The following is a 23813-nucleotide window of genomic DNA, read 5'->3' on the forward strand; positions in this document are numbered from 1 at the left end:
CCTCTGTCGTCCCATCATCGGGCATGCGGTCGTGAAAAAGGTTGACAAGTTTGTACAAACACAGCACACTGCTTTCATGCCGATCATCGACGATCCCCTCATGGCGAGCCTTCCCGCGTCGCCGGGAGCCCGCGCGTGACCGCCCGACTGCGCCGCGACGCGCCGACCTCGACGGCCTCCCTGCCCGACGCCCCCGCCACCGCCGGGATCGTCCACCTGGGCCTCGGCAGCTTCCACCGCGCCCACCAGGCCGTGTACACCGCCGCAGCAATGCGCGCGGCAGGCGGCGACTGGGGCATCGTCGGCGTCGCCTCGCGCTCGCGCCGCGTCGTCGACGCCCTGCACGCTCAAGACCACCTGTACACCGTCGCGACGATCTCGCCCACCGGCACCACGCTCGAGATCCCGGGGGCGCACACCGATTCGTACGTCGCCGCCGACGACCCGGCACGCGTCGTCGCCGACCTCGCCGACCCCCGCATCCGCATCGCCACCCTCACGGTGACCGAGAACGGGTACAGCTACTCGCCCTCGACGCAGCGCCTCGACGTCGACGACCCGATCGTCGCGGCCGACCTGCGCGGCGGCGACCCCCGATCGAGCATCGGGCAGCTCGCCCGCGGCCTTCAACGTCGCGCCGCGGCCGGAGGAGAGCCGATGTCGATCCTCAGCTGCGACAACCTGCTCTCGAACGGCTCCCACACCGAGAAGCTCGTCCGCGCCTTCCTGCAGGAGCTGCCGGATGCCGAGGGCGCCGATGCACTGACCTACCTCGACCGCGCGGTGACCTTCCCCTCGAGCATGGTCGACCGCATCGTCCCCGCCACCACCCCGGAGTTCGCCGATCGCGTGGCCGGCCTGCTGGGCGTCCGCGACGACGTACCCGTCCCCGCCGAGCCGTTCACGATGTGGGCGATCGAAGACCGCTTCGCCGGCGGCCGACCCGCGTGGGAGGCCGGTGGTGCCGTCTTCACCGACGAGGTCGGCGCCTACGAGCAGCTCAAGGTGCGCCTGCTCAACGGCACGCACTCGCTCATCGCCTACCTCGGCGCGCTGCGCGGCGTGCCCACGATCCCGGATGCCATCGCCCTCCCCGACGTCGAGGCCGCCGCCGCGGCCGTCCTGCGGCACGAGTACGAGCCGTCCGTGACCGCGCCCCGGGGTGTCGACATCGAGCAGTACGAGCGCGAGCTCTTCTCCCGCTGGGGCAACAGCGCGCTGGGGCACCGCACGAGCCAGGTCGGCTCCGACGGATCGGTCAAGCTCGGCCAGCGCATCCCCGGCCCGGTGCGGCACGCCCTCGATGGTGGCGGGTTCCCGCACCTGATCGCGCTCACCGTCGCGGCCTACCTGGCCTGCATCGCCCCGCCCGCCGGCTTCGATCCCGGTCCGCACGCGGCGGCCATGACCGACCCGGCGCGCGCGCGCCTCACCGCCGTCGCCACCCGCGGTGGCCGCGACCTCGCCGCCCGCGCGATCGTCGAGCTCCAGCTGTTCGGCGAAGACCTCGCGCACCGCACCGCCTTCATCGACCGCGTCTGCGACCTTCTCGACACGATCGTCGAGCGGGGCGTCGACAGTGCGATCACCGACGCCCTCGCGGCATCCGACGCCCTGGCACCGACCACCCCCTGACCCATCCGCGCCCACCCGGGCGCACAGACTCGAAGGAGACGCGATGAAGCTTCTCGCAATCCACGCCGCGGAGGACATCCGCTGGGAAGACCGTCCCACCCCCGAACCCGGCGACGGCGAGGTGCGGCTGCGCGTGCGCTACGTCGGCATCTGCGGATCGGACCTGCACTACTACTTCCACGGCAAGAACGGTGAGTACGCCGTCCGTGAGCCCCTGACACCCGGTCACGAGCTGTCGGCCGAGGTCGACCTCGACCCCTCCGGGCGCCTCGCCCCGGGCACGCCGGTCACGGTGCACCCCGCCCGATTCGGACCGTCCGTCGAGGGCTTGGAGGACCGCCCCCACCTGCGCGCCGGGGGCGACTACCTCGGCAGCGCCGCGGGCTTCCCCCACCGCCAGGGTGGGGCGGCCGAGCTGATCGTCGTCGAGGACCACATGGTGCGCGTGCTGCCCGAGGGGCTGACCCTGGAGCGGGCGGCCCTGGCGGAACCCCTCGCCGTCGCGATCCACGCCGTGAGCTTGGCCGGCGACCTCGCCGGTCGACGCGCCCTGGTCATCGGCTCCGGCCCCATCGGCCTGCTCGTCGTCGCCGCCGCCGTGAACGCGGGCGCTGCGGTCGTGGGCGCCAGCGACGTGCGACCCGAGCCCCTCGAGCGAGCCCGCGCCCTCGGCGCCGCCGAGACGTTCCTCGTCGGCACCGACGCGATCGCGCCCGAGTCGTTCGACGTCGTCTTCGAGTGCTCCGGCGTGGGCGTCGCCCTGACCCAGGCGATCCGCGCGGCCCGCCGGGCGGGCACCGTCGTGCAGGTCGGCATGCTCCCCGACGCCGAGATCGGGGTGAACCTCGCGCCGATGCTCGCCAAGGAGCTCACCCTGCGCGGCGCGTTCCGCTTCTCGACCGAGATCGACGACGCCATCGACCTCCTCGCATCCACCGATGCCCTCGACGCCGTCGTCTCGCACGTCATCCCCGCCACCGACGCGGTCGCCGCGTTCGCCACGGCGCGCGACTCCTCGGCATCCGCCAAGGTCCTGCTCTCCCTCTGACACCCGACCCGTCATCACTACAAAGGAGTAATCCGATGAGCAACTCTTCCGCCCCCGGCGTCGATGCCTCGACGTCACCGCCCGTCGTCAAGAGGTCGACCGGCGATCTTGCCCGCGCCGCCGTCTCGGGGTGGCTCGGCACCGCGCTGGAGTTCATGGACTTCCAGCTGTACTCGCTGGCCGCGGCCCTCGTCTTCAGCCAGATCTTCTTCGCCTGAGGGGATGCCGCCATGGCCGTGGTGCTCGCGATGGCGACCTACGGCGTGGGCTACGTGGCCCGCCCGGTCGGCGCGTTCTTCTTCGCCCGCATCGGCGACAAGATCGGCCGCAAGCAGGTGCTGTTCTACACGATCCTGCTCATGGGTGCGGCGACCACCCTCATCGGCGTCCTGCCGACGTACGAGCAGGTCGGCATCCTGGCTCCGATCCTGCTGGTGATCCTGCGCCTCGCCCAGGGCTTCGGCGCGGGAGCGGAGATCTCGGGTGCGGGCGTCATGCTCGCCGAGTACGCCCCCGACAACCGCCGCGGCGTCGTCGCCTCGCTCGTCGCCCTCGGCACCAACTGCGGCACCCTGTTCGCCTCCGGCATCTGGGCGATCCTGCTCGCCGTGATGATGGAGAGCGACGTCATCGCGTGGGGCTGGCGCATCCCCTTCATCGGCAGCGCCATCATCATGCTCTTCGCCCTGTGGGTGCGCTTCAACCTCAAGGAGAGCCCGGTCTTCGAGGAGCGCACCGACGTCGTCGACGGCAAGGCGCTCTCGCGCGCCGAGCTGCAGAAGGTCGCCACCGAGACCAACGACGTCCGCACGCTCGAGTCGCTGCAGAAGAAGCCGATCAAGGCCGTCCTCGTGTCGTTCTTCCTGCGGTTCGGTCAGGCCGGCAACTCCGGCATCGTGCAGACCTACCTCATCTCGTTCATCACCATCACCCTCGCCATCTCGAAAGAGGTCGGCCCCGAGATCGTGATCGTGTCGTCGCTGATCGGCTTCATCACGATCCCGCTCGTCGGGTGGCTCGGCGACAAGGTGGGTCGCCGCCGGATGTACATCGTCATGTCGGCGCTGTCGCTCGTGCTGATCGTCCCGACCCTGCTGCTGATCAACTCCCGCGAGGTGGGCTGGATCTTCGTCGGCTACGCGCTGATCCACAACATCTCGGTGCTGGGTCTGGCATCCATGGAGAACATCTCGATCCCCGAGATCTTCGGCGCCCGCAACCGTTACACCCTCACCGCCGTCGTCCGCGAGATCGCGGCCATCATCGCGACGGGCATCGGCCCGGTCGTCGCCGCCGCCTGGGTGGCCGCCGTGACGGGCAGCATCATCCCGATCATGGTGCTGATGGGCATCTTCACCGCCTCGGCTCTGGTGGCCGCGCTCGTGGCACCCGAGTGGACCGGTCGCGACCTGCGGGATCCCCGCCCCGCGATGTGATCCCGCGCGGGCCCGCCCTCGTCGCGGGCCCGCTCCCGGGCGGGCTCGTGACGGCGAGCCCGCCCGTTCGCCGCCCCCCTCCCCTCTCGACCAGAAAGACCCCGCATGAGCATCGCCACCGTCGACGTCATCGTCACGAGCCCCGGCCGCAACTTCGTCACCCTCAAGGTCACCACGTCCGACGGTGTCGTCGGATGGGGGGATGCCACCCTCAACGGCCGCGAGCTGTCGGTGGCGTCGTACCTCTCGGACCACCTCGCGTCGATGCTCATCGGCCGCGACGAGGACCGCATCGAGGACACCTGGCAGTACCTCTACCGGGGTGCCTACTGGCGCCGCGGCCCCGTCACGATGGCCGCGATCGCCGCGGTCGACATGGCGCTGTGGGACATCAAGGCCAAGAAGGCCGGGATGCCGCTGTACCAGCTGCTCGGAGGGGCGAGCCGCGACGGCGTGCGCGTCTACGCGCACGCCTCGGGCACCGACTTCGCGGCCCTCTCGAACGCCATCACCGGCTACCGCGAGCTCGGCTTCACGGCCGTGCGCGTGCAGACCGGCGTTCCCGGACTCGGCCAGATCTACGGCGTCTCGGCCGCCGGCCCCGGTGTGCGCTACGACTACGAGCCGGCGAAGCGCTCCGGCGACCGGCCGGCCGAGGAGACCTGGGACACCCGTCAGTACCTGAACCACATGCCCGGGGTCTTCTCGCAGATCCGCGAGGAGTTCGGCACCGACCTGCGGATCCTGCACGACGGCCACCACCGCATGTCGCCGATCGAGGCCGCGCGCTTCGCGAAGGACATCGAGCCCTACGACCTCTTCTGGCTCGAGGACGCCACCCCCGGCGAGGATCAGACGGCGCTGCGCCTCATCCGCCAGCACTCCACCACCCCGCTCGCGATCGGCGAGGTGTTCAACACCGTCTACGACTACCAGACGCTCATCACCGAGCGCCTGATCGACTACGTCCGCTCGGCCGTCACCCACACCGGCGGCATCACCGCGATGAAGAAGCTGCTCGACTTCGCCGCGATCTACGGCATCCGCTCCGGCATCCACGGCCCCACCGACATCTCGCCCGTCGGCATGGCGGCGGCGCTGCACCTGGATCTCGCGATCCACAACTTCGGCATCCAGGAGTACATGCCGCACAACGAGCAGACGCTCGAGGTGTTCCAGACCTCCTTCACCTTCGACCGGGGCTTCCTGCACCCGGGAGACCAGCCGGGCCTCGGCGTCGAACTCGACGAGGAGGCCGCCGGTGCGTTCGAGTACACGAAGGCCTACCTGCCCGTGAACCGCCTGCTGGATGGGACCGTCCATGACTGGTGAGCTTCCGTTCCGCACCGTCTCGTCGAAGCTCGTCGTGGTCGCCCGCGCGTCCGCGGCCTCGGACTACGCACCGGTGCTCGCAGCCCTCGCCGAGGCGGGCGTGCAGAGCGTCGAGCTGACCCTCACGACGCCGGGCACGTTCGACGCCTTCGCCGAGCTGCGCGGGTCGTTCGACGGCGACCTCGGCATCGGCACGGTCACGAACTCCGACCAGCTCGAGCGCGCGATCGCCGTCGGCGCCGACTACGTCGTCACCCCGATCACCTCGACCACCCTCGTCGAGCACGCGGTCGCCGCCGGCATGCCGATCGTGCCAGGAGGACTCACTCCCACCGAACTGTTCGCCTCGTGGTCGGCGGGCGCCTCGGCGGTCAAGGTGTTCCCGGCCGGCCAGGTCGGCCCCGGCTACCTGAAGGATCTGCGCGGACCGTTCCCCGACATCGCCGTCGTCCCCTCGGGAGGGGTGGATGCCGACAGCGCGGCCGCGTGGCTCGCGGCGGGCGCGGTGGCGGTCAGCGTCGGCGGACCTCTGCTCGGCGACGCGTTCCGCGGTGGCGACCTGGGCGCGTTGCGCGCGAGGACCGAGCGGTTCGTCGCAGTCTGCGCAGGGGTCTCGGCGTGAGCGGCGCCTCCCCGGCGGTGCGGGCCTGCGCCGCGACCTCGGCGGTCGGCCGTTCCGGCGTCGCGCGCGCGGCTGCGGGGTCGGCCTGCGACGCGGGTGACGGCTCGTGACCCGCGTCGTCACCCTCGGCGAGACCATGGCGCTCGCCCGCACGACCGAGATCGGGTCGCTCCGCCATGCCGCGGGCCTCGCGCTCGGCATCGGCGGGGCCGAGAGCAACGTCGCCGTCGGGTTGCGGCGCCTGGGCGTCGACGCCGGGTGGCTCGGCCGCGTGGGCGACGATCCCCTCGGCGAGCGCATCGCGCGCGAGTTGCGCGGCGAGGGCCTCGACGTGCACGCGCTCGTCGACACCGATGCGCCCACGGGCCTCATGCTGAAGGAGCGTCCCTCCGCGGCATCCACCGCCGTCCACTACTACCGACGCGGTTCGGCCGGCTCGCGCCTCGCGCCCTCCGACATCCCCGCCGGATGGATCGAGGATGCCGACCTGCTCCACGTGACCGGCATCACGCCGCTGCTGTCGACCACGGCGCACGACACGGTGCTCGCCGCCGTCGATCGCGCCCGCGCCGCCGGTGTGCCGGTGAGCTTCGACGTGAACTACCGCTCCGCGCTGGCCGCCCCCGACGTCGCCGGGCCGATCCTGCGCGAGATCGCCGAGCGTTCGACGCTCGTGTTCGGCGGGGTCGAGGAGTTCGCCCTGCTGACCCCGGATGCCGCCGACTCCCTGCTCACGGCGGGCGTCGAGCAGGTGGTGGTCAAGCGCGGTCCCGCGGGAGCGGCGGTGTTCACCTCCGCGGGCGTCACCGAGGCGCTCGGCTTCGTCATCGACCCCCTCGACACCGTCGGCGCCGGAGACGCGTTCGTCGCCGGCTACCTCAGCGCCCACCTCGAGGGACTCGACGTCGCCGACACGCTCATGCGCGCCAACGCCTGCGGCGCCATGGCGTGCCTCGTGCCCGGCGACTGGGAGGCGGCCCCGACCCGCCGCGACCTGGTGCGGTTCCTCGCCGGTGGCGGCGACCCGGTCCGGCGCTGAGGAGGCGCACCCCTCGGCCCCCCGCGAGGACGCATCCGTTCGTCGAGACCGCACGTGTTCGTCCGCAATACCGTGCGGCCTCGGCGAACGAATGCGGTCTCGGCGCCAACCGGTGGCGTCCCGGCGCGAGCCGGGGGGGGACGGCGGGCGGGCGGGCGGGCCTAGGGCCGCAGCGGCAGCAGCGCGCTGATGTCGGCGCGCACGCCGGAGGCGACGATGCGGCCGGCGGTCACGGCATCCGCCCAGTGCTCCCGACCGGTGGCGACGGCGATCCAGGTGGCCGCGTCGGTCTCGACGACGTTGGGCGGGGTGCCGCGCGTGTGGCGGGGGCCCTCGATCACCTGCACCGCACCGAAGGGCGGTACGCGCATCTCGACGGAGTTGCCGGGAGCCTTCTCGACCAGGAGCTGCAGCAGGTAGCGCACGGCGGTGGCCGTCGCCGTGCGCGGGGCGTCACCCGCGGCCACGGCCGCGAGCGCCGCGCGGCCGTCACCGGTCTCGATTCGGCGGGGAGGCATGCCTCCACGGTACCCGCGCCGCCACCCCCGGGTGGCCCGGGCCGCCCATCCCCGGGACCCCCCCCAGTTGAGTGTCCAGGACACGCCGCATCGCCTCGAGCGAATGCGGCATGTCGTGGACACTCAACGGCGAAAGGCCCCGCTCGGTAGGCTGGCCGAGTGAGAATCCTGGTCCTCGGTTCGGGCGCGCGCGAGCACGCCATCATCCTCGCGCTGCGTTCCGAAGAGGCCTCGCACGCCATCTTCGCCGCGCCCGGCAACGCCGGCATCGCCCGCGAGGCCCACCTCGTCGACCTCGACCCGCTCGACCCGGCCGCCGTGCTGGTGTTCGCCAAAGCCGAGGCCATCGATCTCGTCGTCGTGGGACCCGAGGCACCGCTGGTCGCCGGTGTCGCCGATCCGCTGCGCGCGCACGGCATCCCCGTGTTCGGTCCGGGCAAGGCCGCGGCCCAGCTCGAGGGGTCGAAGACGTACGCGAAGCGGATCATGGATGCCGCGGGCGTGCCCACCGGACGCTCGGCGCGCGCGCACGACCTCGCCACCGTCGAGACCGCTCTCGACGAGTACGGCGCCCCGTACGTGGTGAAGGCCGACGGACTGGCCGCGGGCAAGGGCGTCATCGTCACCTCCGACCGCGAGGCCGCCCTCGCCCACGCCGAGACCTACCTGCCCACCGGTGCGGTGCTGATCGAGGAGTTCCTGTCGGGCCCCGAGGTGTCGCTGTTCTTCCTCAGCGACGGCGATCGCGTCGCGCCCCTCAGCCCCGCCCAGGACTTCAAGCGCCTGCGCGACGGCGACGAGGGTCCGAACACCGGCGGCATGGGGGCGTACTCCCCCCTCCCCTGGCTGTCGGAACGCTTCGGCGGCGAGACCGAGTTCGTCGACCACGTGACGCGCGTGATCGCGGAGCCCGTGATCCGGCAGATGGATGCCGAGGGCACCCCGTTCATCGGCCTGCTCTACGCCGGTCTCATCCTCACCGAGCAGGGCGTGAAGGTCATCGAGTTCAATGCCCGCTTCGGCGATCCCGAGACGCAGGTCGTGCTTCCGCGCCTGGTCGACCCCCTGTCGCGACTGCTGCTGGCCGCAGCCTCCGGCACGCTCGACAACGAGCCCCGCCCGGCCTTCGCCGACGCGACCGCCGTCACCGTGGTGCTCGCGAGCGAGGGCTACCCCGAGGCGCCGCTCACCCGTCGCGTGCTGACGGGGATCGACGAGGCCGAAGAGGTCGACGGCGTGCACGTGGCCCACGCGGCGACGGCGCTCCGCGACGGCGAGCTCATCGCCACCGGCGGACGCGTGCTCAGCGTCGTCGCCACCGGCTCCACGTTCGGCGAGGCGCGCACCGCGGCCTACGCCGGGCTCGAGCGCATCGGCCTCGAGGGCGGGCAGTACCGCGCCGACATCGCCGCGCGCGTCGTCGAGGCCTGACGCCGGGGTCCCGGCGCTCCCGCCCGGAGCGAGATCAGCGGCGGCGCGCCGCGAGCATCTTCTCGACGTCGTCGACGAGCCCGGGGGCGCCGGGCGCGACCGCGATCGCGTCGCCGATACGGCGGGCGCGGGCCGCGTACCCGTCGTCGGCGAGGATGCGCTGGACGGCCGTGCGGACGGCATCCGGAGTCGGACGCCCCGTGCGCAGGTTGACGCCCACCCGGGCGTGCTGCACGCGCGCGGAGGTCTCGACCTTGTCTTCCGAGTCGCCGGCGATCACGATCGGCACGCCGTAGCGCATCGCGTGGTGAAGGCCCCCGTAGCCGCCGTTGGTCACCAGCACACTCGTGCGGGCGAGCAGGTCGTCGTAGGGCAGGTAGCTCGCGGCGAAGGCGTTGTCGGGGAGGGCGGGCAGGGTCTCGACGTCGCGCCCGCCCGTGGTCACGGCCACCTGCACGGGCAGGTCGGCCAGTGCCGTGAGCGTCGGCTCGATCACCTCGGTGTAGTCGGTGTTCGCGACCGTTCCCTGCGTGACGTGCACGAGCGGCAGGGTCGGGTCGAGGTCGTCGAACCACTCCGGTGCCGCAACGGGATGGGCGGCAGCGGATGCCATGGGGCCGTAGAACCGGAGCGCCTCCGGGGCGTCGCTTCGGGCGTACTCGAACTCCTGCACCGTGAACTGCGCGAGCAGGTCGCTGCGCGAGAGGACGTCCATGAAGAACGCGCCGTTCAGGGGCGGCGCACCGACGCCCGCGAGGAAGAGGTCGAGCGAGCGGTGCACGGGACGCAGCACCGTCTTGGCCGTCACCCCGAGCACGCCGTTGCGCAGGCGGTTCAGCGTGGGGTGCCGGAGCGGCGTGATGCCGAGTCCGTACGGGGCCGTGTCGCGGCTGGAGAAACCCGCGGGCCCGATGCCGCACATCACCGTGAGGGGGCGCTGAGAGTGCGTTCGTGCGAACAAGGTCTGCACTCCGAGGAAGGTCATGTCGTGCAGCACCACGTCGGCGGGTTCGTCGTTCAGGATCTGGTCGAGGGCGGCCGCCGCCGGGGCAGCGGGATCGACGAACGCGCGCTCGACCCCGCGGTTGATGGTGGCGAGTCCGCGGTCGCGTTCGTCGGCGCCGATCCCGTCGAGCGTGTCCGCCTCGGCGGGAAGGGGGAGGAACAGGATGCCGGCCTGCTCCACCATCCGCTGGTACCGCGACCCGGTGAGCAGGCGCACGCGCCACCCGCGCCGCTGCAGTTCCTGCGCGACGACGAGGAGCGGGCCCACGTGGCCTGTGGCGGGCATGCTGCACAACAGGGCGGAGGGTGTCATGTCTGCGTCTTTCGAGGATGACCCTGTCCGCCGAGGGGCGGGGGTCTAGGCGAGGTTGTCGGAGAGGTGGACGAGCTGCGCGGTCAGCCAGGTGCGGTAGGCGGCGACGTCCCACCCGCGGGCCACGGTGAGGTGCGTCCACGGGTCGGGGCCGGTGAGCAGCCCCAGGACGTCAGCGGCGAGGGCGACCTGGTCGACGCGGATACGGTCGCGCTGCAGGAACCAGCCCGCGGCGATCGTCATGTCGCGGTGGCGGCGCATCTCGAGGTCGAGGTAGGCGGCGCGCGCCTCGGGGTCGCTGTCGGCGGCGGCCACCATCGCGCGCACGATCGCCGCCGAGCGCTGGTTGGCGTCGATGAGGAAGTCCACGTACCGGGCGATCGCGGTATCGGTGTCGGGCTCGCCCATGATGGCGACGAGCTCGGGGCGCTCGGCGAGCGAGTGCCGCCCCTCGTCTCCCGCGAACGTGCGCTCGAACGCCGCGATGAGCAGGCCGTGCTTGGGTCCGTTCAGGTGCACCGTGGGCACCGACACCCCCGCCTCGGCCGCGATCGCCTTGATCGAGGTGGCGACGTACCCGTCGCGTACGAACAGCTGGGCCGCCGCCTCGACGATCGTCGCGCGGGTCTCGGCGGCGTCGGCCTGCCGTCGGGGAGAGTGGTAGCTACGGGGCACGGGAGAACGCTACTTCGCCGCCGCGACCGTCGACCGGAAGATCACGAGCCCCGCGACGATCTGCGCGCCGGTGGAGACGAAGTACATCGCTTTCGACAGCGCCTCGATGGTGCTCACGGTGAGGACGACGCCGAGCGCGAAGCCGACGAGAGCCAGCACCAGGACGGCCCAGCGTGCCGCGCCCGTCAGAACCCCGGCGCGGACGATGACGATGCCGCCGACCAGCAGGGCGACGCCCTGCACGGCGCTCATGGCGACCAGGAACGCCATCGCCCCCTCGGTGAACACGGCGGACGGCATCAGGTAGGCCGTGACGAGGTACATGCTCTGGTTCGCGAGGAACAGCGCCCCGAACCCGAGAAGCGCGACCTTGCCCACGAGAGACGAGCCGACGGCGCCCTCTCCGTCGCCCCGGCCCAGCGCGAGCGGGACCATCGCTGCGACGTGGGCGAGCGTGCTCGCGAGGAAGAACACCCAGAAGGCGGTCGCCGGCCCGGATTCGGTGGCGACGTCGGCGGTGAGCTCGACGGCGGTCGCCGCGGTGAGCAGCACCCCGCCGACGACGATCAGGATGCCGGCGGTTCGGGCCCACCGCGGGCGGGTGCCGGTCGTCGCGGCGTCGCTCTCGACGGCGGTGCGGGTGGCGGTGTTCGGGGCAGAGGTGGTCATGGATGCTCCTGCGGGTGACCGGGATCGGACGGCGGCTCGTTTTGACTATAGCGGCGTATAACTGAATACGGAACCGCCCGCCACGACTCATCGACGATCACGTCGCGGGTGGCAAGCGGAGGACCGCCGGCCCGGCATCCGTCCTCCCTCCGCCCCAGCTCCTCCCCTCGTCACCGCCGCGAGCGCCTGACCGCTGAGCGCGAACGACGAACGCCGCCGCCCCGCGGGGGACGACGGCGTTCGCGCGTCGGACGCTACTCGCGCGCGGCGACGGGGGCAGCCTGCGCGGCAGGCTCGGCCTCGCGCGGGGCACCGTGCGGGCGGATCATCGACGGGCGACGCATGAACAGCACGGCGACCAGGCCGACCGCGATCACGATGATCGGCAGCAGCAGCGATTGCCCCATCGCCGCCGAGAAGCCATCGACCACCTGCGGCGGAAGCGTCCCGCCGCCGAAGCTCGCCCCGGCATCCGCGGCCCCCGGCAGGTTCGCCTCGAGACGCGCCTGCATGAACGCGGCGATGGATGCCGAGCCGATCACCGAGCCGACGGTGCGCGTGGTGTTGTAGATGCCGGCGCCGGCACCCGCCTGGCGCGGCGGCAGGTTGCGCGTCGCGGTCGTGGCCAGCGGGCCCCACATGCCGGCGTTGCCGATGCCCATGAAGGCCGCGGGGATGAGGAAGGCCCAGATCGGCGCGTCGTTCAGGATGAGCGCGGCGTAGAGCCCGAGCGAGCCGCCGACGAGCAGCAGACCGGGGACGAGCAGGAATCGCGGGTCGGTCCGGTCGAGCAGCTTGCCCGCGAAGGGCGCGAGCACGCCCGACAGGATCGCCAGCGGGATGAGCAGCAGCGCCGACTCGGTCGGGGTGAGACCACGGGCGAGCTGCAGGTAGAACATCTGCGGCAACGCCATGCTCGTCACGGTGAAACCGACCGCGGCGATGGCGAGGTTCGCGATCGAGAAGTTGCGCTCCCGGAACAGTTCGAGCGGCACGAGGGGTTCGCCCTTGCTGCGCGCCTGCGTCCAGATGAACACGCCCATCACGACCACACCGGCGACGACCATCGCCCAGATCCACGCCGCCCACGAGTAGTGCTCGCCCTCCTGCAGGCCGAACACGATGAGGAACAGACCGACGGCGCTCAGCACGACGCCGAGGATGTCGAACTTGTGCGCGGTGCGCGGCAGCTGGGGCACCAGGATGACCGCGGCGATGAAGCCGATGATGCCGACGGGGATGTTGATGAAGAAGATCCACTCCCACCCGAGGCCGTCGACGAGCAGGCCACCGGCCAGCGGGCCGACGAGGGTGGCGACACCGGCGGTCGCTCCCCACAGACCCATGGCGGCGCCGCGATTCTGCGCCGGGAAGGTACGGGTGATGACGGCCATCGTCTGGGGTGTCATGAGGGCGGCGCCCAGACCCTGCACCGCGCGAGCGACGATCAGCATCTCGAGCGAGGGGGCCAGCCCGCACGCGAGCGAGGCGAGGGTGAAGATCGCGAGGCCCGTGAGGTAGACGTTCTTCGGGCCGAAGCGGTCGCCGAGGCGGCCGGTGATGAGCAGCGGCACGGCGTAGGTGAGCAGGTAGGCCGAGGTGACCCACACGACGTTGTCGAGGTTGTTGGTGTCGGGGTCGAGGGCGGCCTTGATGGCGGGGTTCGCCACCGAGACGATCGTGGTGTCGACCAGGATCATGAAGAACCCGATGACCAGCGCCCAAAGGGCGGGCCAGGGGCTGCGTTCGGTGCGGGTGGATCCCGTACGAGTGGATGCCGTGGAGGCGGCGCGGGAGTCGGTCATGGGGTGGTCTCCTTTGAGACGCGGTGCTTCTTCTTGATGTGTTCGGGGATTTCGGCGATGCCCCAGGCGAGGGAGCGGTCGGCGAGACGCGCACGCAGGGAGTCCTGCCACGCGAGTTCGGCGTCGAGCAGAGCGGACTGCCGCTGCAGCTCGACGAGGAATTGTTCGGGGGTCTCAGACGTGGCGGCCTTGTCGAGACCGGCGCGATGCTCGTCGACCGAGGCGAGGAGCAGGGCGCGGCGTCGGTCGAGCAGGGCCATGACCTCGTCGCGCGGGAGGTTGTGGGCCTCCGACAGCGCGACGCGGAAGTCACTGGCCCGGTCGATCTGGGGGAGCTCGGCGCGCACCCACTGCTCGACGGCCCGGCGCCCGGCATCCCGCAGTGTGTAGGTGGTGCGCTCGGGGCGGTTGCCGTCGCGATCGACGCCGACCTCGGCGAGCAGGCCGTCGCGTTCGAGGCGGGCGACCGCGTGGTAAATCGTGCCCTTCTGCAGGGGGACGAGGCGATCGTCGCGCCGCTCCTTGAGCAAGCGCACCATCTCGTAGGGGTGCATGTCGGCCTCGCGCAGGGTGGCGAGGATCATGACCGCGATCGGGGTGAGGCGGGGCTGCTCCGGCATCCGTCCCCCTCATGGTCTGTGTCGACTAGTCCACGTGGACTATACGCCTCCGCTTGGCGTGACGCGAGCCGGGGGGGGGGGGGGGGGGTGAACGTTGAGTGTCCAGAACACGCCGCAGTCGGGGCGCTCCATGCGGCGCGTCTTGGACACTCAACGGGCTCGCGAGCGCGGCGACTCACGCGCGCGTGCCGGGGAGCGCGGAGCGGGGAGCGCGGAGCGGGCCAGGATGCCGCGACGCGACACGCGAATGTCCACGACACCCGGGCCGCGTGGCACGGCATCCGGGAGTCGTGGACGTTCAGCGGGACAGCGCCCTACGACTCCGGCGACGCCGGGGCGTCCGACTCAGGAGCCGACGCGGTGACCGACTTGCGCGGACGCCAGCGCGCCGGCAGGCCGAAGATGCCCCGTTGGTTGGGCTCCTCGACCTCGAGGCCGTAGTGCTCGCCGATCGAGTCGCGCAAGTGCGCGCGCTCGGCCTTGTCGTACGCCTTCATCTCACGGCGGAACGCCACGACTGTGGCCCAGCAGATCGCCAGCAGTACGACGCTGAACGGCAGCGCGATGCTGATCGCCGCCGTCTGCAGCGCGGTGAGACCACCGGCCAGCAGCAGGGCGAACGCGATGAGCGAGGTCGCCAGGGTGAAGAAGATGCGCACCCACCGCTTGGGCTCCTCTTCGCCGCCCGTCGCGATCATGCCCATCACCAGCGCGCCCGAGTCGGCCGAGGTGACGAAGAAGATCCCGATGAGCACGAGGAAGCCGATGGCCAGGAACACGGTGCCGGGAATGCCCTCGAGCATCTGGAACAGCGCCGTCGAGACGTTCACCGAGCCGTCGGAACCGAGCAGCGACACGCTGCCGGTGAGCTCGCCGTAGATCGCGGTGCCACCGAGCACGGTGAACCACAGGATGCCGACGAGCGTGGGCACCAGGATCACGCCGGTGACGAACTCGCGCACCGTGCGGCCGCGCGAGATACGCGCGATGAAGATCCCCACGAAGGGGGCCCACGAGATCCACCAGCCCCAGTAGAACGAGGTCCAGGTCCCCTGCCAGGCGACCCCGTCTTCACCGGAATAGGCGCTGGTCGTGAACGACAGCCCGACGAAGTTCTGGATGTAGTTGCCGATCGACTGCACCACGTCGCGCAGCAGGAACTCGGTGGGACCGGCGAACAGCAGGTAGAGCATGAGCGCGCCGGCGAGCACGAGGTTGATGTTCGACAGCCACTTCATGCCCTTGCCGACCCCCGAGAGCACCGAGAACAGCACGAAGCCGGTGATGATGCCGACGATGATGGCCTCGCTGATCGCCGACGGCGCGACGATGCCCAGGTAGTCCAGGCCCGCACTGATCTGGATGACGCCCAGACCCAGCGATGTCGCCACACCGAAGAGCGTGCCGACCAGGGCCGCCACGTCGACGGCGTTGCCCCAGGCGCCCTGCACGAGGCGCGCCCCGAGGATCGGCTCCAGCGCCCAGCGGATGGTGCGCGGGCGCTTGCGGCGGTGGAACGCGTAGGCGAGGGCGAGGCCGATGACGACGTAGATCGACCAGGCGTGCACGCCCCAGTGCAGGAACGTCTGCGACATCGCCTGCTGGGCGAGCTGGTTCGGGGTCCCCTCCACGCCCGGGCGGGGCTGGGCGAAGTGGCTGAGCGGCTCGCTCACGCCGTAGAACACCAGGCCGATGCCCATTCCCGCCGCGAACAGCAGCGAGAACCACGACATGGTCGAGAACTCGGGCTCGTCGTCGTCCTGGCCGAGCTTGATCGTGCCGAAGCGGCTGAAGCCCATCGCGAGGGCGAAGACGACGAAGAACGCCGCGATCAACACGTAGTACCAGTTGAAGGCCGAGACGATGGTGGTCTGGACGGCGCCGAAGGTGGCTTCGGCCGCTTGGGGGAAGAGCATGGCGAAGGCGATGAACGCCAGAGCGATGCCGGCGGCGGGCCAGAAGACCCAGCCGCGAATGGTCTTGTGGCGACTACCCAGGTGTGGGTCGATGTTCACCGCGGTGTCGGGGGCTGCCTCGGTCATTCCTCCGAGGGTAGTCAACAGCCGCGCGCGAGCCCGGGGGCGGGCACCGCGAGGCCGCATATGACACAATCCGCGCCGATGAAGAGGCCGCGCCTCCGCAATAATGAGCGTGTGACCACCGCTCCCCCGCTCGAGTTCCCCGGCTGGCGCCACATCTACTCCGGCAAGGTGCGCGATCTCTACGTTCCCGCCGGCACCGCCGATGAGGCCGCCCCGACGCACCTGCTGGTGGTCGCCAGCGACCGCGTGAGCGCCTTCGACCACGTGCTCGCACCCGGCATCCCCGACAAGGGCACGCTGCTGACCACGCTCAGCCTGTGGTGGTTCGACCAGCTCGCGGGCGCCGATGGCGGTCGCGGCATCGCGAACCACCTCGCGGCCGACCACGCCCTCGTGGGCGACGAGGCCGTCGAACTGATCCCGGATGCCGTGCGCGGACGCGCCATGCTCGTGCGCTCCCTCGATATGCAGCCGATCGAATGCGTCGTACGCGGGTACCTCACCGGATCGGGCTGGGCGGAGTACCGCGACTCGGGCACCGTGTGCGGCATCCCGCTGCCCGCCGGCCTGAACGACGGCGACCGCCTGCCGGAGCCGCTGTACACCCCGGCGTTCAAAGCGCCCATGGGCGAGCACGACGAGAACATCACGTTCGAGCGGTCGGTCGAGCTCGTCGGCTCCGACACCGCCGAGGCGCTGCGCGAGCTGTCGCTCGAGATCTACCGCCGCGCCGCCGCCACCGCCGAGGCGCACGGCCTGATCCTCGCCGACACCAAGTTCGAGTTCGGATACGACGCCGACGGCGTGCTGACACTCGCCGACGAGGTGCTGACCTCGGATTCCTCCCGCTACTGGGATGCCGAGGCCTGGCGCACCGGGTCCACCGCGGCCGAGCGCATGGCGAGCTTCGACAAGCAGATCGTGCGCAACTGGCTCGCCGACAACTGGGACAAGCAGGGCGAGCCCCCCGCGCTCCCGGCCGAGATCGTCACCCGCACCCGCGACCGCTACGCCGAACTCCTGCGCCTCCTGACCGCCTGACCCCCTTCCCCCTCGCGAGATCACGCGCTGTCGCCGAGACACCACGACACGACGTGTGACCTCGCCGATGCCGTGTGATCTCGGCATCCGATCACGACCTCACGAGGAGACACATGTTCCGCTGGAAGCTGCACGGAAACGGGCGCACCGTCGCACCGGGAGCGGTCGTCGCACCCGGCGAGCGCCTCAACTGGGGCGCCACGGTCGCGATCGGCCTTCAGCACGTCATCGCGATGTTCGGCGCCACCTTCCTGGTGCCGGTGCTCACCGGGTTCCCGGTGTCGACGACACTGCTGTTCTCGGGCGTCGGCACGCTGCTGTTCCTGCTCGTCACGCGCAACCGCCTCCCCAGCTACCTCGGCTCGTCGTTCGCGTTCATCGCGCCGGTGACCGCGGCCACCGCGACCGCGGGCATGGGTTCCGCCCTCGCGGGCATCGTGGCCGTCGGCATCCTGCTCGCCGCCATCGGCTTCGTCGTGCAGTTCGTCGGCCTCGGATGGGTCGACAAGGTGATGCCGCCGGTCGTGGCCGGCGCGATCGTGGCCCTCATCGGCTTCAACCTGGCGCCCGTGGCGTGGTCGAACTTCCAGCTCCAGCCGCTGCCCGGCACCATCACGCTGGTCGCCGTCATCCTGTTCAGCGTGTTGTTCCGCGGCTTCCTCGGCCGCATCTCGATCTTCCTCGGCGTGATCGTCGGCTACGTCGCCACGGTGCTGATCCAGGCCGGCACGGGCGAGAAGCTCATCGACTTCGCCGCCGTCGAAGCCGCTCCGTGGGTGGGCTGGCCCGAGTTCCACCTCGCCGACTTCGCGTCGCCGCAGACGTGGTCGGTCATCGCGATGTTCCTTCCCGTGGTGCTGGTGCTCGTGGCCGAGAACGTCGGCCACGTACGCGGGGTCGCCGCCATGACCGATGCCACCGCCAACCGCTCCACCGGCCGCGCCCTCATCGCCGACGGGGTGGCGACGACCATCGCGGGCACCTTCGGCGGCTCGGGCACCACGACGTACGGCGAGAACATCGGCGTCATGGCCGCCACCCGCGTGTACTCCACGGCCGTCTACTGGGTGGCCGGTCTCGCGGCGATCGTGTTGAGCCTGTCGCCCAAGGTGGGCGCGGTGTTCAACACCATTCCGCCGGGCGTGCTCGGTGGTGTCACCACGGCGCTCTACGGCCTGATCGGGATCATCGGCATCAAGATCTGGGTCGACAACCGCGTCGACTTCTCGCGCCCGGTCAACCAGTACACCGGCGCCGTCGCGCTGGTGCTGGCCATCGCCGGCTTCACGATGCAGTTCGGCGACTTCCAGCTCGGGGCCATCGTGCTGGGCTCGGTCGCGGCGCTCGTGATCTACCACCTCGGCAACGCCATCGCCCGAGCGCGCAAGACCGGCGCCGACGACGGCGGCCCGATCCCCGCGGTGGGGCCGCTGGGCGGCGACCCGAGCTGACGCCGGGCGCGCCCCTCGCCGGGCGCCCTCCTCGCCGAGACCGCATCCGTTTGCCGAAACCGCACGCGATTGCCGCCGAAAGGCTGCGGTCTCGACAATCGGATGCGGTCTCGACGGCGCAGGCCGCCCGGGCGCCACGGCGAGCCGACCCCCGCCGTCCGGGGCGCGACGGCGGGCCGAACTCCTGATCGGTCACGCGGCCGGGAGCGCTCGTGGGCGGAAACGCCGGCGACGCTCGGGAAATTCAAGAGTCCGGCACGTCGGTCCCCCGCCCCGCGCGGGCAGACCCGCGAGCGCGCGCGCCGCGCGGGCAGGCCGGCAGCCGGCGTGGCGGGGGTACGCGCACCGGGCGGGCGGACCCGCCTGGCCCCGCTCGCGGGCGCCGGACGTGGCGGCGGGGCGCAGCACACCCGCCGCCGTCCCGCAAGCGGGCATACGCCGCGCACGGGCGTCGATAGCGTCGGGCCTCTCGGCGAGGGTGCCCGACCGGCGCCTCGCCACCGATGACGAGGAAGGCACGATCATGGCATCCGGAACCTCCGACCCCTCGCAGCCCGCGGCGGACGAGAACCTGCACGACGCGCCCGACGACGAGGGCACGCCCAAGCCGGGCGGCCTGGGCACCGACGGGACCATCCCCAACGATCCCGACGGGGTCGCGGCCGGGCACTCCGCCACCGCCTCGCACTTCAACCCGGAGGAAGACGAGCAGTCCGACTGACCGCTCCTCGCTCGGTGACCGGTGGTGCGGACCGCCGGTCACCGTCGTGCCTGTCGCGTAGAATGAGTGACGGTGCGTCGGGAAGTCTGGTCGACATTCTGTCGACCGACCCCTGAGGAATCGCGATGACCCAGAACGACCTCCGTGCCCCGCGCTGGCCCGGCTACGCCGAAGTGCACCGCGTCACCACGATCCTCCGCCGCGAGTCCGTCGGCGGCCTGCTGCTCGTCATCGCGGCCGTCGTCGCCATCGTGTGGGCCAACTCGCCCGCCTCCGACTCCTATTTCGCGCTGCGCGACTTCCGCTTCGGCTACGAGCCGTGGCACCTCGAACTCAGCGTGGGCGCCTGGGCGGCCGACGGCCTCCTCGCCATCTTCTTCTTCCTCGTTGGCCTCGAGCTCAAACGCGAGATCGTCGTGGGTAGCCTCCGCCGATTCCAGACGGCCATCGTGCCGGTCACCGCCGCCGTCGCCGGTGTCGCCGTCCCCGCGCTCATCTACATCGCGGTCGTGCACACCCAGCCGAGCCTGCTCGCCGGCTGGGCCATCCCGACGGCGACCGACATCGCTTTCGCCGTCGCCGTGCTCGCGCTGGTGGGGTCGCACCTCCCGGGTCCGCTGCGCATCTTCCTGCTGACCTTGGCCGTGGTCGACGACCTCATCGCGATCGCCATCATCGCGATCTTCTACACGAGCGACATCGCCCTGCTGCCCCTCGGCGTGTTCGCCGCACTCGTCGTGGTCTACGGCGTCATCGCCCATCGCGCACGCGCGTGGTTCGCGCGCACCCCCTGGGCGGCGTGGGTGGTGCTGCTGCCGATCGGTTTCGCGGCGTGGGCATTCCTGCACGCGTCGGGCGTGCACGCGACCATCGCCGGTGTCGCCCTGGCCTTCACGATCCCCGTCGGACCTTCACGGCGGGGGACGAACGCGGGCACCGACCTCGCCGAGCAGTTCGAGCACCGGTTCCGCCCGATCTCGGCCGGCATCGCCGTGCCGATCTTCGCGTTCTTCGCCGCGGGGGTCGCCGTGGGCGGGGGCGACGGCATCGTCCGAGCGCTCAGCGACCCGGTGACCATCGGCGTCGTGGCGGGTCTGGTGCTGGGCAAGCCCCTCGGCATCCTGCTCGGTGTGCGCCTGCTCACGCTCGTCACGCGAGTGCGCCTCGACCCGGCGCTGCGCTGGATCGATCTCGCCGGGGTCGGGTTGCTGGCCGGCATCGGCTTCACCGTCTCGCTGCTGATCGCCGAGCTGAGCTTCCCCGACGGTTCCCCGCACACCGACGACGCCAAGATCGCCATCATGGTCGCCTCGCTCCTCGCCTCGCTCCTGGCGTCGTGCGTGCTGCTCGTGCGCAATCGCCGGTACGCGCAGCTGGCGCGCGACGAAGCGGTGGATGCCGACGGTGACGACGTCGCAGACGTGTACCAGCAGCCGTCGAGCGGCGACCGCTGAGTCCCGACCGCGCGTCGCACGGCGACCGCCGCAGCGCGACGGGGAGTCCCCCCGCCCGCGGGCCTCGCCGTGCGCCGGCCTGTGCGATGCATCCATTCCCCTCCTCGGATGCTGTGTCGTGGGCACAGCGGGCCGCGGGTGGCGCCTTCCTAGCCTGGGGAGGTACCGCAAGACACGAGGGAGTGCCTGACATGGACATCGCGAACGACATCGACGATCGGCAGCTCAACCCGCGGGCGCAGCGCCGCCGGGCGGTGATCGGAAGCTCCGTCGGCACGGTGATCGAGTGGTACGACTTCACCCTGTACGGACTGGCATCCGCTCTGGTCTTCGCGCCGCTGTTCTTCCCCGGCGGCGGTCAGTTCGCCGGGCTCCTCGGCGCCTTCGCGACCTTCGCGGTGGGCTTCGGCGCTCGTCCGATCGGCGGCCTCATCTTCGCGCACTTCGGCGATCGCATCGGCCGCAAGGGCACGCTGCTGGCGACCCTGCTCATGATGGGCATCGCCACGACCCTGATCGGTCTGCTCCCCACTGCCGAGTCGATCGGAATCTGGGCTCCGATCCTGCTCATCGTCCTGCGTCTGTTCCAGGGTGCCGGCGCGGGGGCCGAGTTCGCCGGCGCGATGACGATGGCGAGCGAGTCGTCCGAGACGCGCAACCGGGCGTTCATCGCCGGATTCCCGGGCGCCTCCGTCTACCTCGGCATGGCCCTCGCGACGGCCACGTTCGCCCTCATCAGCCTGCTCCCGCTCGAGCAGTTCCAGGCGTGGGGCTGGCGCATCCCGTTCGTGGCCAGCATCGTCATCGTCGGCTTCGCGCTGTACTTCCGCCTGCGCGTGACCGAGACCGCGGCCTTCTCGGCGGCCGAGCGAGACGGTGAGGTGTCACGCGCGCCGCTCGCCACCGCGGTGCGCTCGCACTGGCGCACCCTGCTGGCGGGCATGGCGTTCTTCGTCTTCGCGCTGCCGTGGGTCTACATCGTGCAGACGTTCTCGATCTCGTACACCACGGGCACGTTGGCCGTGAATCCGACGCACGCGCTCATCGCGCTCATCGTCGCCGAGCTGCTGACCATCCCCGCCACGCTCGGGTTCGGTCGGCTCGCCGATCGCATTGGGCGAAAGCCGGTGCTGCTGGCCGCGGCCGTGTTCGCGATCGTCTTCGCGTTCCCGATGTTCCTGCTGTTCCAGACCGAGAGCTCCGTTCTGGTGGGCGTCGCCCTCGTGCTCGGCTTGGCCATCGTGCAGGGGGCGACGATCGGCGTCAGCGCGGCGATGCTCGCGGAACTCTTCCCCACCCGCATGCGGTGGAGCGGTATCGCGATCTCGCGGGAGATCCCGGCGGCTCTGGTCGGGGGCACCGCGCCCCTCGTCGCCACCGCGCTCGTCGGCCTCGCCGGCGGGGCACCGTGGTTGGTCGCGGCCTATCTCGTGGGACTCAGCGTCATCGGCGTCATCGGCATCTCGGCTCTGCCCGAGACCCTGCACCGCGAGGAAGTCGACGACGCACCCGCACCCGGGGTCGGGGCGAGCACCGCACGACGCTGACGTTCACGCTGCCGGGGAGGCGGGGCCCCGGCGGTGCGACGACGGCTTCGCACTCGAGCTTGACCCTCACGCGGCGTCAGGCTCGAGTCTGGGGGCATGAACGACACCTTCGACGCCTTCGACGTCAGCCCCGTCCCCCCTCCCGGCCCCGCCGCCGTCGCGCCCCCGCTGTACCGCGGCCTCTACGGGATGCCGATGTTCGTCACCGTGCCGACGGCCGATCTCGCGGCCTCCGTCGACTTCTGGAGGCGGGGGCTCGGGTTCTTCGAGCTGTTCGGCATTCCGGGGCAGATGGTGCACCTGCGCCGCTGGGCTTTCCAGGACGTGCTGCTGACGGTCGGCGATGCGCCCACCGTCGCACCGGCGGCCAGTGTGAGCTTCGCCTGTGTGATCGATCAGATCGGCCCGCTCGTCGAGTCGCTGCGGACCGTCGGGATCGACGCCGGGCCACGGGACACCCCGTGGAACACCCGCGACGTCGAGGTCATCACACCCGAGAACGCCCGCGTGCTCTTCACCGCCGCGAAGGTCTTCGACCCGACCACCGCGGAGGGACGCAATCTGCAGGCCGTCGGCATCGGGCGCGACGACAATGAGTCGCATGACTGACCAGGGGATGCCGGTGGGCGAGACGGCCACCCGGCTCGGCCTCACCGTGCGCACTCTGCACCACTGGGACGAGATCGGCCTCGCGCGTCCCGCGGCGCGATCCACCGCCGGGTACCGCCTCTACACCGACGACGACCTCGAGAGACTGCGGCGCATCGTCGTCTACCGCGAGCTCGGACTCGACCTCGACGCCATCCGCGCCGTGCTCGACGAGCCGGGCGGCGACGTCGCGGCGCAGCTACGGGTGCAGCGCGCCCAGCTCACGCGGCGCATCGCGCAGCTTCACGACCTCGACGACGATCTGCAGCGCATGATCGCGGCGCAGGAACGCGGCATCCTGCTCTCCGACGAGGAGCAGCGCGAGGCGTTCGGCCCGGGGTGGAACACCGCGTGGCCCGCCCAGGCGCGCGAGGCGTACGGCGCATCGGCGCAGTGGCAGCAGTACGCCGAGCGTTCCGCCTCGCGCACGGCCGGTGACTGGGCGGCCGTGACCGAGACGGTCGCGACGTTCGACGCCGAGCTCGGCGCCGCGGTCGACGCGGGAGCGGTGCCCGGAGACGCCACCGCGAACGCGCTCGTGGAACGCCACCGCGAGATCTTCTCGCAGTACTTCCCGGTCACCCGGCAGATGCAGGTGCACCTCGGGCGCATGTACGCCGCCGACCCGCGCTTCGCGGACCACTACGACGCCGTGCGGCCGGGCCTCTCGGCCTGGCTCCGCGACGCCATCGAGGCGAGCGCTCGCGCGCACGGGATCGATCCCGACACGGCGGCCTGGGAGTGACGGCCGATCGCGAGAG

20 protein-coding genes and 1 pseudogene are annotated in these 23813 nt (G+C 71.4%); 14 read left to right on the plus strand and 7 right to left on the minus strand.

All coding sequences use genetic code 11. The features are described from left to right. The first annotated feature begins 135 nt into the window (after positions 1-135). The 6 genes and pseudogenes from BJP65_RS07455 (at position 136) to BJP65_RS07480 (ending at position 7112) form a co-directional block, all read left to right on the plus strand. Positions 136-1635, plus strand: coding sequence for a mannitol dehydrogenase family protein (locus BJP65_RS07455; protein WP_070408702.1), 1500 nt, complete (start codon positions 136-138; stop codon positions 1633-1635). Between the two features lie 43 nt (positions 1636-1678). Continuing rightward, a complete protein-coding gene (locus BJP65_RS07460) occupies positions 1679-2683 on the plus strand; it encodes an L-idonate 5-dehydrogenase (RefSeq protein WP_070408703.1) in 1005 nt (334 codons plus the stop codon). 35 nt (positions 2684-2718) lie between these two features. Further along, positions 2719-4119, plus strand: a pseudogene (locus BJP65_RS07465) (MFS transporter). A gap of 105 nt (positions 4120-4224) precedes the next feature. Further along, entirely contained in the window at positions 4225-5451 is a 1227-nt protein-coding gene (gene manD, locus BJP65_RS07470; RefSeq protein WP_055831938.1) for a D-mannonate dehydratase ManD, read from the plus strand. Then, a complete protein-coding gene (locus tag BJP65_RS07475; RefSeq protein WP_070408704.1) occupies positions 5441-6073 on the plus strand; it encodes a bifunctional 4-hydroxy-2-oxoglutarate aldolase/2-dehydro-3-deoxy-phosphogluconate aldolase in 633 nt (210 codons plus the stop codon). Before manD ends, BJP65_RS07475 begins: the two co-directional genes overlap by 11 nt. A 106-nt stretch (positions 6074-6179) precedes the next feature. Next, positions 6180-7112, plus strand: a complete 933-nt coding sequence (locus tag BJP65_RS07480; protein ID WP_083285759.1) for a sugar kinase — start codon at positions 6180-6182, stop codon at positions 7110-7112. A gap of 161 nt (positions 7113-7273) precedes the next feature. On the opposite strand, the gene BJP65_RS07485 is transcribed toward BJP65_RS07480, so the two are convergent. Next, positions 7274-7630: a sterol carrier family protein gene (locus tag BJP65_RS07485; RefSeq protein ID WP_055831942.1), complete on the minus strand. Its 357-nt coding sequence runs from the start codon at positions 7628-7630 to the stop codon at positions 7274-7276. A gap of 159 nt (positions 7631-7789) precedes the next feature. On the opposite strand from BJP65_RS07485, the gene purD reads away from it, so the two are divergent. Next, complete coding sequence (gene purD, locus BJP65_RS07490) at positions 7790-9061, plus strand: phosphoribosylamine--glycine ligase (protein ID WP_070408705.1); 1272 nt, start codon at positions 7790-7792, stop codon at positions 9059-9061. A 34-nt stretch (positions 9062-9095) separates the two neighbouring features. On the opposite strand, the gene BJP65_RS07495 is transcribed toward purD, so the two are convergent. The 6 genes from BJP65_RS07495 to BJP65_RS07520 form a co-directional block, all read right to left on the minus strand. Beyond that, positions 9096-10379, minus strand: a complete 1284-nt coding sequence (locus BJP65_RS07495) for a glycosyltransferase (RefSeq protein WP_070408706.1) — start codon at positions 10377-10379, stop codon at positions 9096-9098. Between the two features lie 45 nt (positions 10380-10424). Beyond that, positions 10425-11054 (minus strand): TetR/AcrR family transcriptional regulator, encoded by a 630-nt coding sequence (locus BJP65_RS07500; protein WP_070408707.1) that lies wholly within the window; start codon positions 11052-11054, stop codon positions 10425-10427. Positions 11055-11063: 9 nt separating this feature from the next. Continuing rightward, entirely contained in the window at positions 11064-11723 is a 660-nt protein-coding gene (locus BJP65_RS07505; RefSeq protein ID WP_070408708.1) for a hypothetical protein, read from the minus strand. A 254-nt stretch (positions 11724-11977) separates the two neighbouring features. After that, positions 11978-13528, minus strand: a complete 1551-nt coding sequence (locus BJP65_RS07510) for an MFS transporter (protein WP_070408709.1) — start codon at positions 13526-13528, stop codon at positions 11978-11980. Beyond that, a complete protein-coding gene (locus BJP65_RS07515) occupies positions 13525-14148 on the minus strand; it encodes a PadR family transcriptional regulator (protein WP_070408710.1) in 624 nt (207 codons plus the stop codon). The genes BJP65_RS07510 and BJP65_RS07515 overlap by 4 nt, the downstream gene beginning before the upstream one ends. Positions 14149-14462: 314 nt before the next feature. Further along, positions 14463-16190: a BCCT family transporter gene (locus tag BJP65_RS07520; RefSeq protein WP_070408711.1), complete on the minus strand. Its 1728-nt coding sequence runs from the start codon at positions 16188-16190 to the stop codon at positions 14463-14465. 78 nt (positions 16191-16268) lie between these two features. Between BJP65_RS07520 and BJP65_RS07525 the strand changes: the two genes are divergently transcribed. From BJP65_RS07525 to BJP65_RS07555, 7 genes are all read left to right on the plus strand, one after another. Next, positions 16269-17231 carry a phosphoribosylaminoimidazolesuccinocarboxamide synthase gene (locus BJP65_RS07525; protein ID WP_055831955.1) on the plus strand — a complete coding sequence of 321 codons (963 nt, stop codon included), beginning with the start codon at positions 16269-16271 and terminating at the stop codon, positions 17229-17231. Between the two features lie 113 nt (positions 17232-17344). Beyond that, entirely contained in the window at positions 17345-18682 is a 1338-nt protein-coding gene (locus tag BJP65_RS07530) for a uracil-xanthine permease family protein (RefSeq protein ID WP_070408712.1), read from the plus strand. A 478-nt stretch (positions 18683-19160) separates the two neighbouring features. Beyond that, entirely contained in the window at positions 19161-19403 is a 243-nt protein-coding gene (locus tag BJP65_RS07535; RefSeq protein WP_070408713.1) for a hypothetical protein, read from the plus strand. Between the two features lie 125 nt (positions 19404-19528). Beyond that, the gene (gene nhaA / locus BJP65_RS07540; protein ID WP_070408714.1) at positions 19529-20857 is read left to right on the plus strand and encodes a Na+/H+ antiporter NhaA; all 1329 of its coding nucleotides are present in this window, start codon (positions 19529-19531) and stop codon (positions 20855-20857) included. Positions 20858-21048: 191 nt separating this feature from the next. Beyond that, positions 21049-22404 (plus strand): MFS transporter, encoded by a 1356-nt coding sequence (locus BJP65_RS07545; protein ID WP_070408715.1) that lies wholly within the window; start codon positions 21049-21051, stop codon positions 22402-22404. A gap of 96 nt (positions 22405-22500) precedes the next feature. After that, positions 22501-23013 carry a glycosyltransferase gene (locus BJP65_RS07550; RefSeq protein ID WP_070408716.1) on the plus strand — a complete coding sequence of 171 codons (513 nt, stop codon included), beginning with the start codon at positions 22501-22503 and terminating at the stop codon, positions 23011-23013. Then, on the plus strand, positions 23006-23797 hold the full coding sequence (locus BJP65_RS07555) for a MerR family transcriptional regulator (protein ID WP_083285761.1): 792 nt from the start codon (positions 23006-23008) through the stop codon (positions 23795-23797). The genes BJP65_RS07550 and BJP65_RS07555 overlap by 8 nt, the downstream gene beginning before the upstream one ends. Positions 23798-23813 lie beyond the last annotated feature (16 nt).

The organism is Microbacterium sp. BH-3-3-3 (genome assembly GCF_001792815.1).
Lineage (GTDB): Bacteria > Actinomycetota > Actinomycetes > Actinomycetales > Microbacteriaceae > Microbacterium.

Coding starts and splice junctions, on each gene's coding strand:
- BJP65_RS07545 (WP_070408715.1), top strand. CDS start 21,049: ATGGACATCGCGAACGACATCGACGATCGGCAGCTCAACCCGCGGGCG.
- BJP65_RS07555 (WP_083285761.1), top strand. CDS start 23,006: ATGACTGACCAGGGGATGCCGGTGGGCGAGACGGCCACCCGGCTCGGC.
- BJP65_RS07550 (WP_070408716.1), top strand. CDS start 22,501: ATGAACGACACCTTCGACGCCTTCGACGTCAGCCCCGTCCCCCCTCCC.
- BJP65_RS07515 (WP_070408710.1), bottom strand. CDS start 14,148: ATGCCGGAGCAGCCCCGCCTCACCCCGATCGCGGTCATGATCCTCGCC.
- BJP65_RS07505 (WP_070408708.1), bottom strand. CDS start 11,723: ATGACCACCTCTGCCCCGAACACCGCCACCCGCACCGCCGTCGAGAGC.
- BJP65_RS07460 (WP_070408703.1), top strand. CDS start 1,679: ATGAAGCTTCTCGCAATCCACGCCGCGGAGGACATCCGCTGGGAAGAC.
- BJP65_RS07485 (WP_055831942.1), bottom strand. CDS start 7,630: ATGCCTCCCCGCCGAATCGAGACCGGTGACGGCCGCGCGGCGCTCGCG.
- BJP65_RS07530 (WP_070408712.1), top strand. CDS start 17,345: ATGTTCCGCTGGAAGCTGCACGGAAACGGGCGCACCGTCGCACCGGGA.
- nhaA (WP_070408714.1), top strand. CDS start 19,529: ATGACCCAGAACGACCTCCGTGCCCCGCGCTGGCCCGGCTACGCCGAA.
- BJP65_RS07520 (WP_070408711.1), bottom strand. CDS start 16,190: ATGACCGAGGCAGCCCCCGACACCGCGGTGAACATCGACCCACACCTG.
- BJP65_RS07525 (WP_055831955.1), top strand. CDS start 16,269: ATGAAGAGGCCGCGCCTCCGCAATAATGAGCGTGTGACCACCGCTCCC.
- manD (WP_055831938.1), top strand. CDS start 4,225: ATGAGCATCGCCACCGTCGACGTCATCGTCACGAGCCCCGGCCGCAAC.
- BJP65_RS07495 (WP_070408706.1), bottom strand. CDS start 10,379: ATGACACCCTCCGCCCTGTTGTGCAGCATGCCCGCCACAGGCCACGTG.
- BJP65_RS07510 (WP_070408709.1), bottom strand. CDS start 13,528: ATGACCGACTCCCGCGCCGCCTCCACGGCATCCACTCGTACGGGATCC.
- BJP65_RS07475 (WP_070408704.1), top strand. CDS start 5,441: ATGACTGGTGAGCTTCCGTTCCGCACCGTCTCGTCGAAGCTCGTCGTG.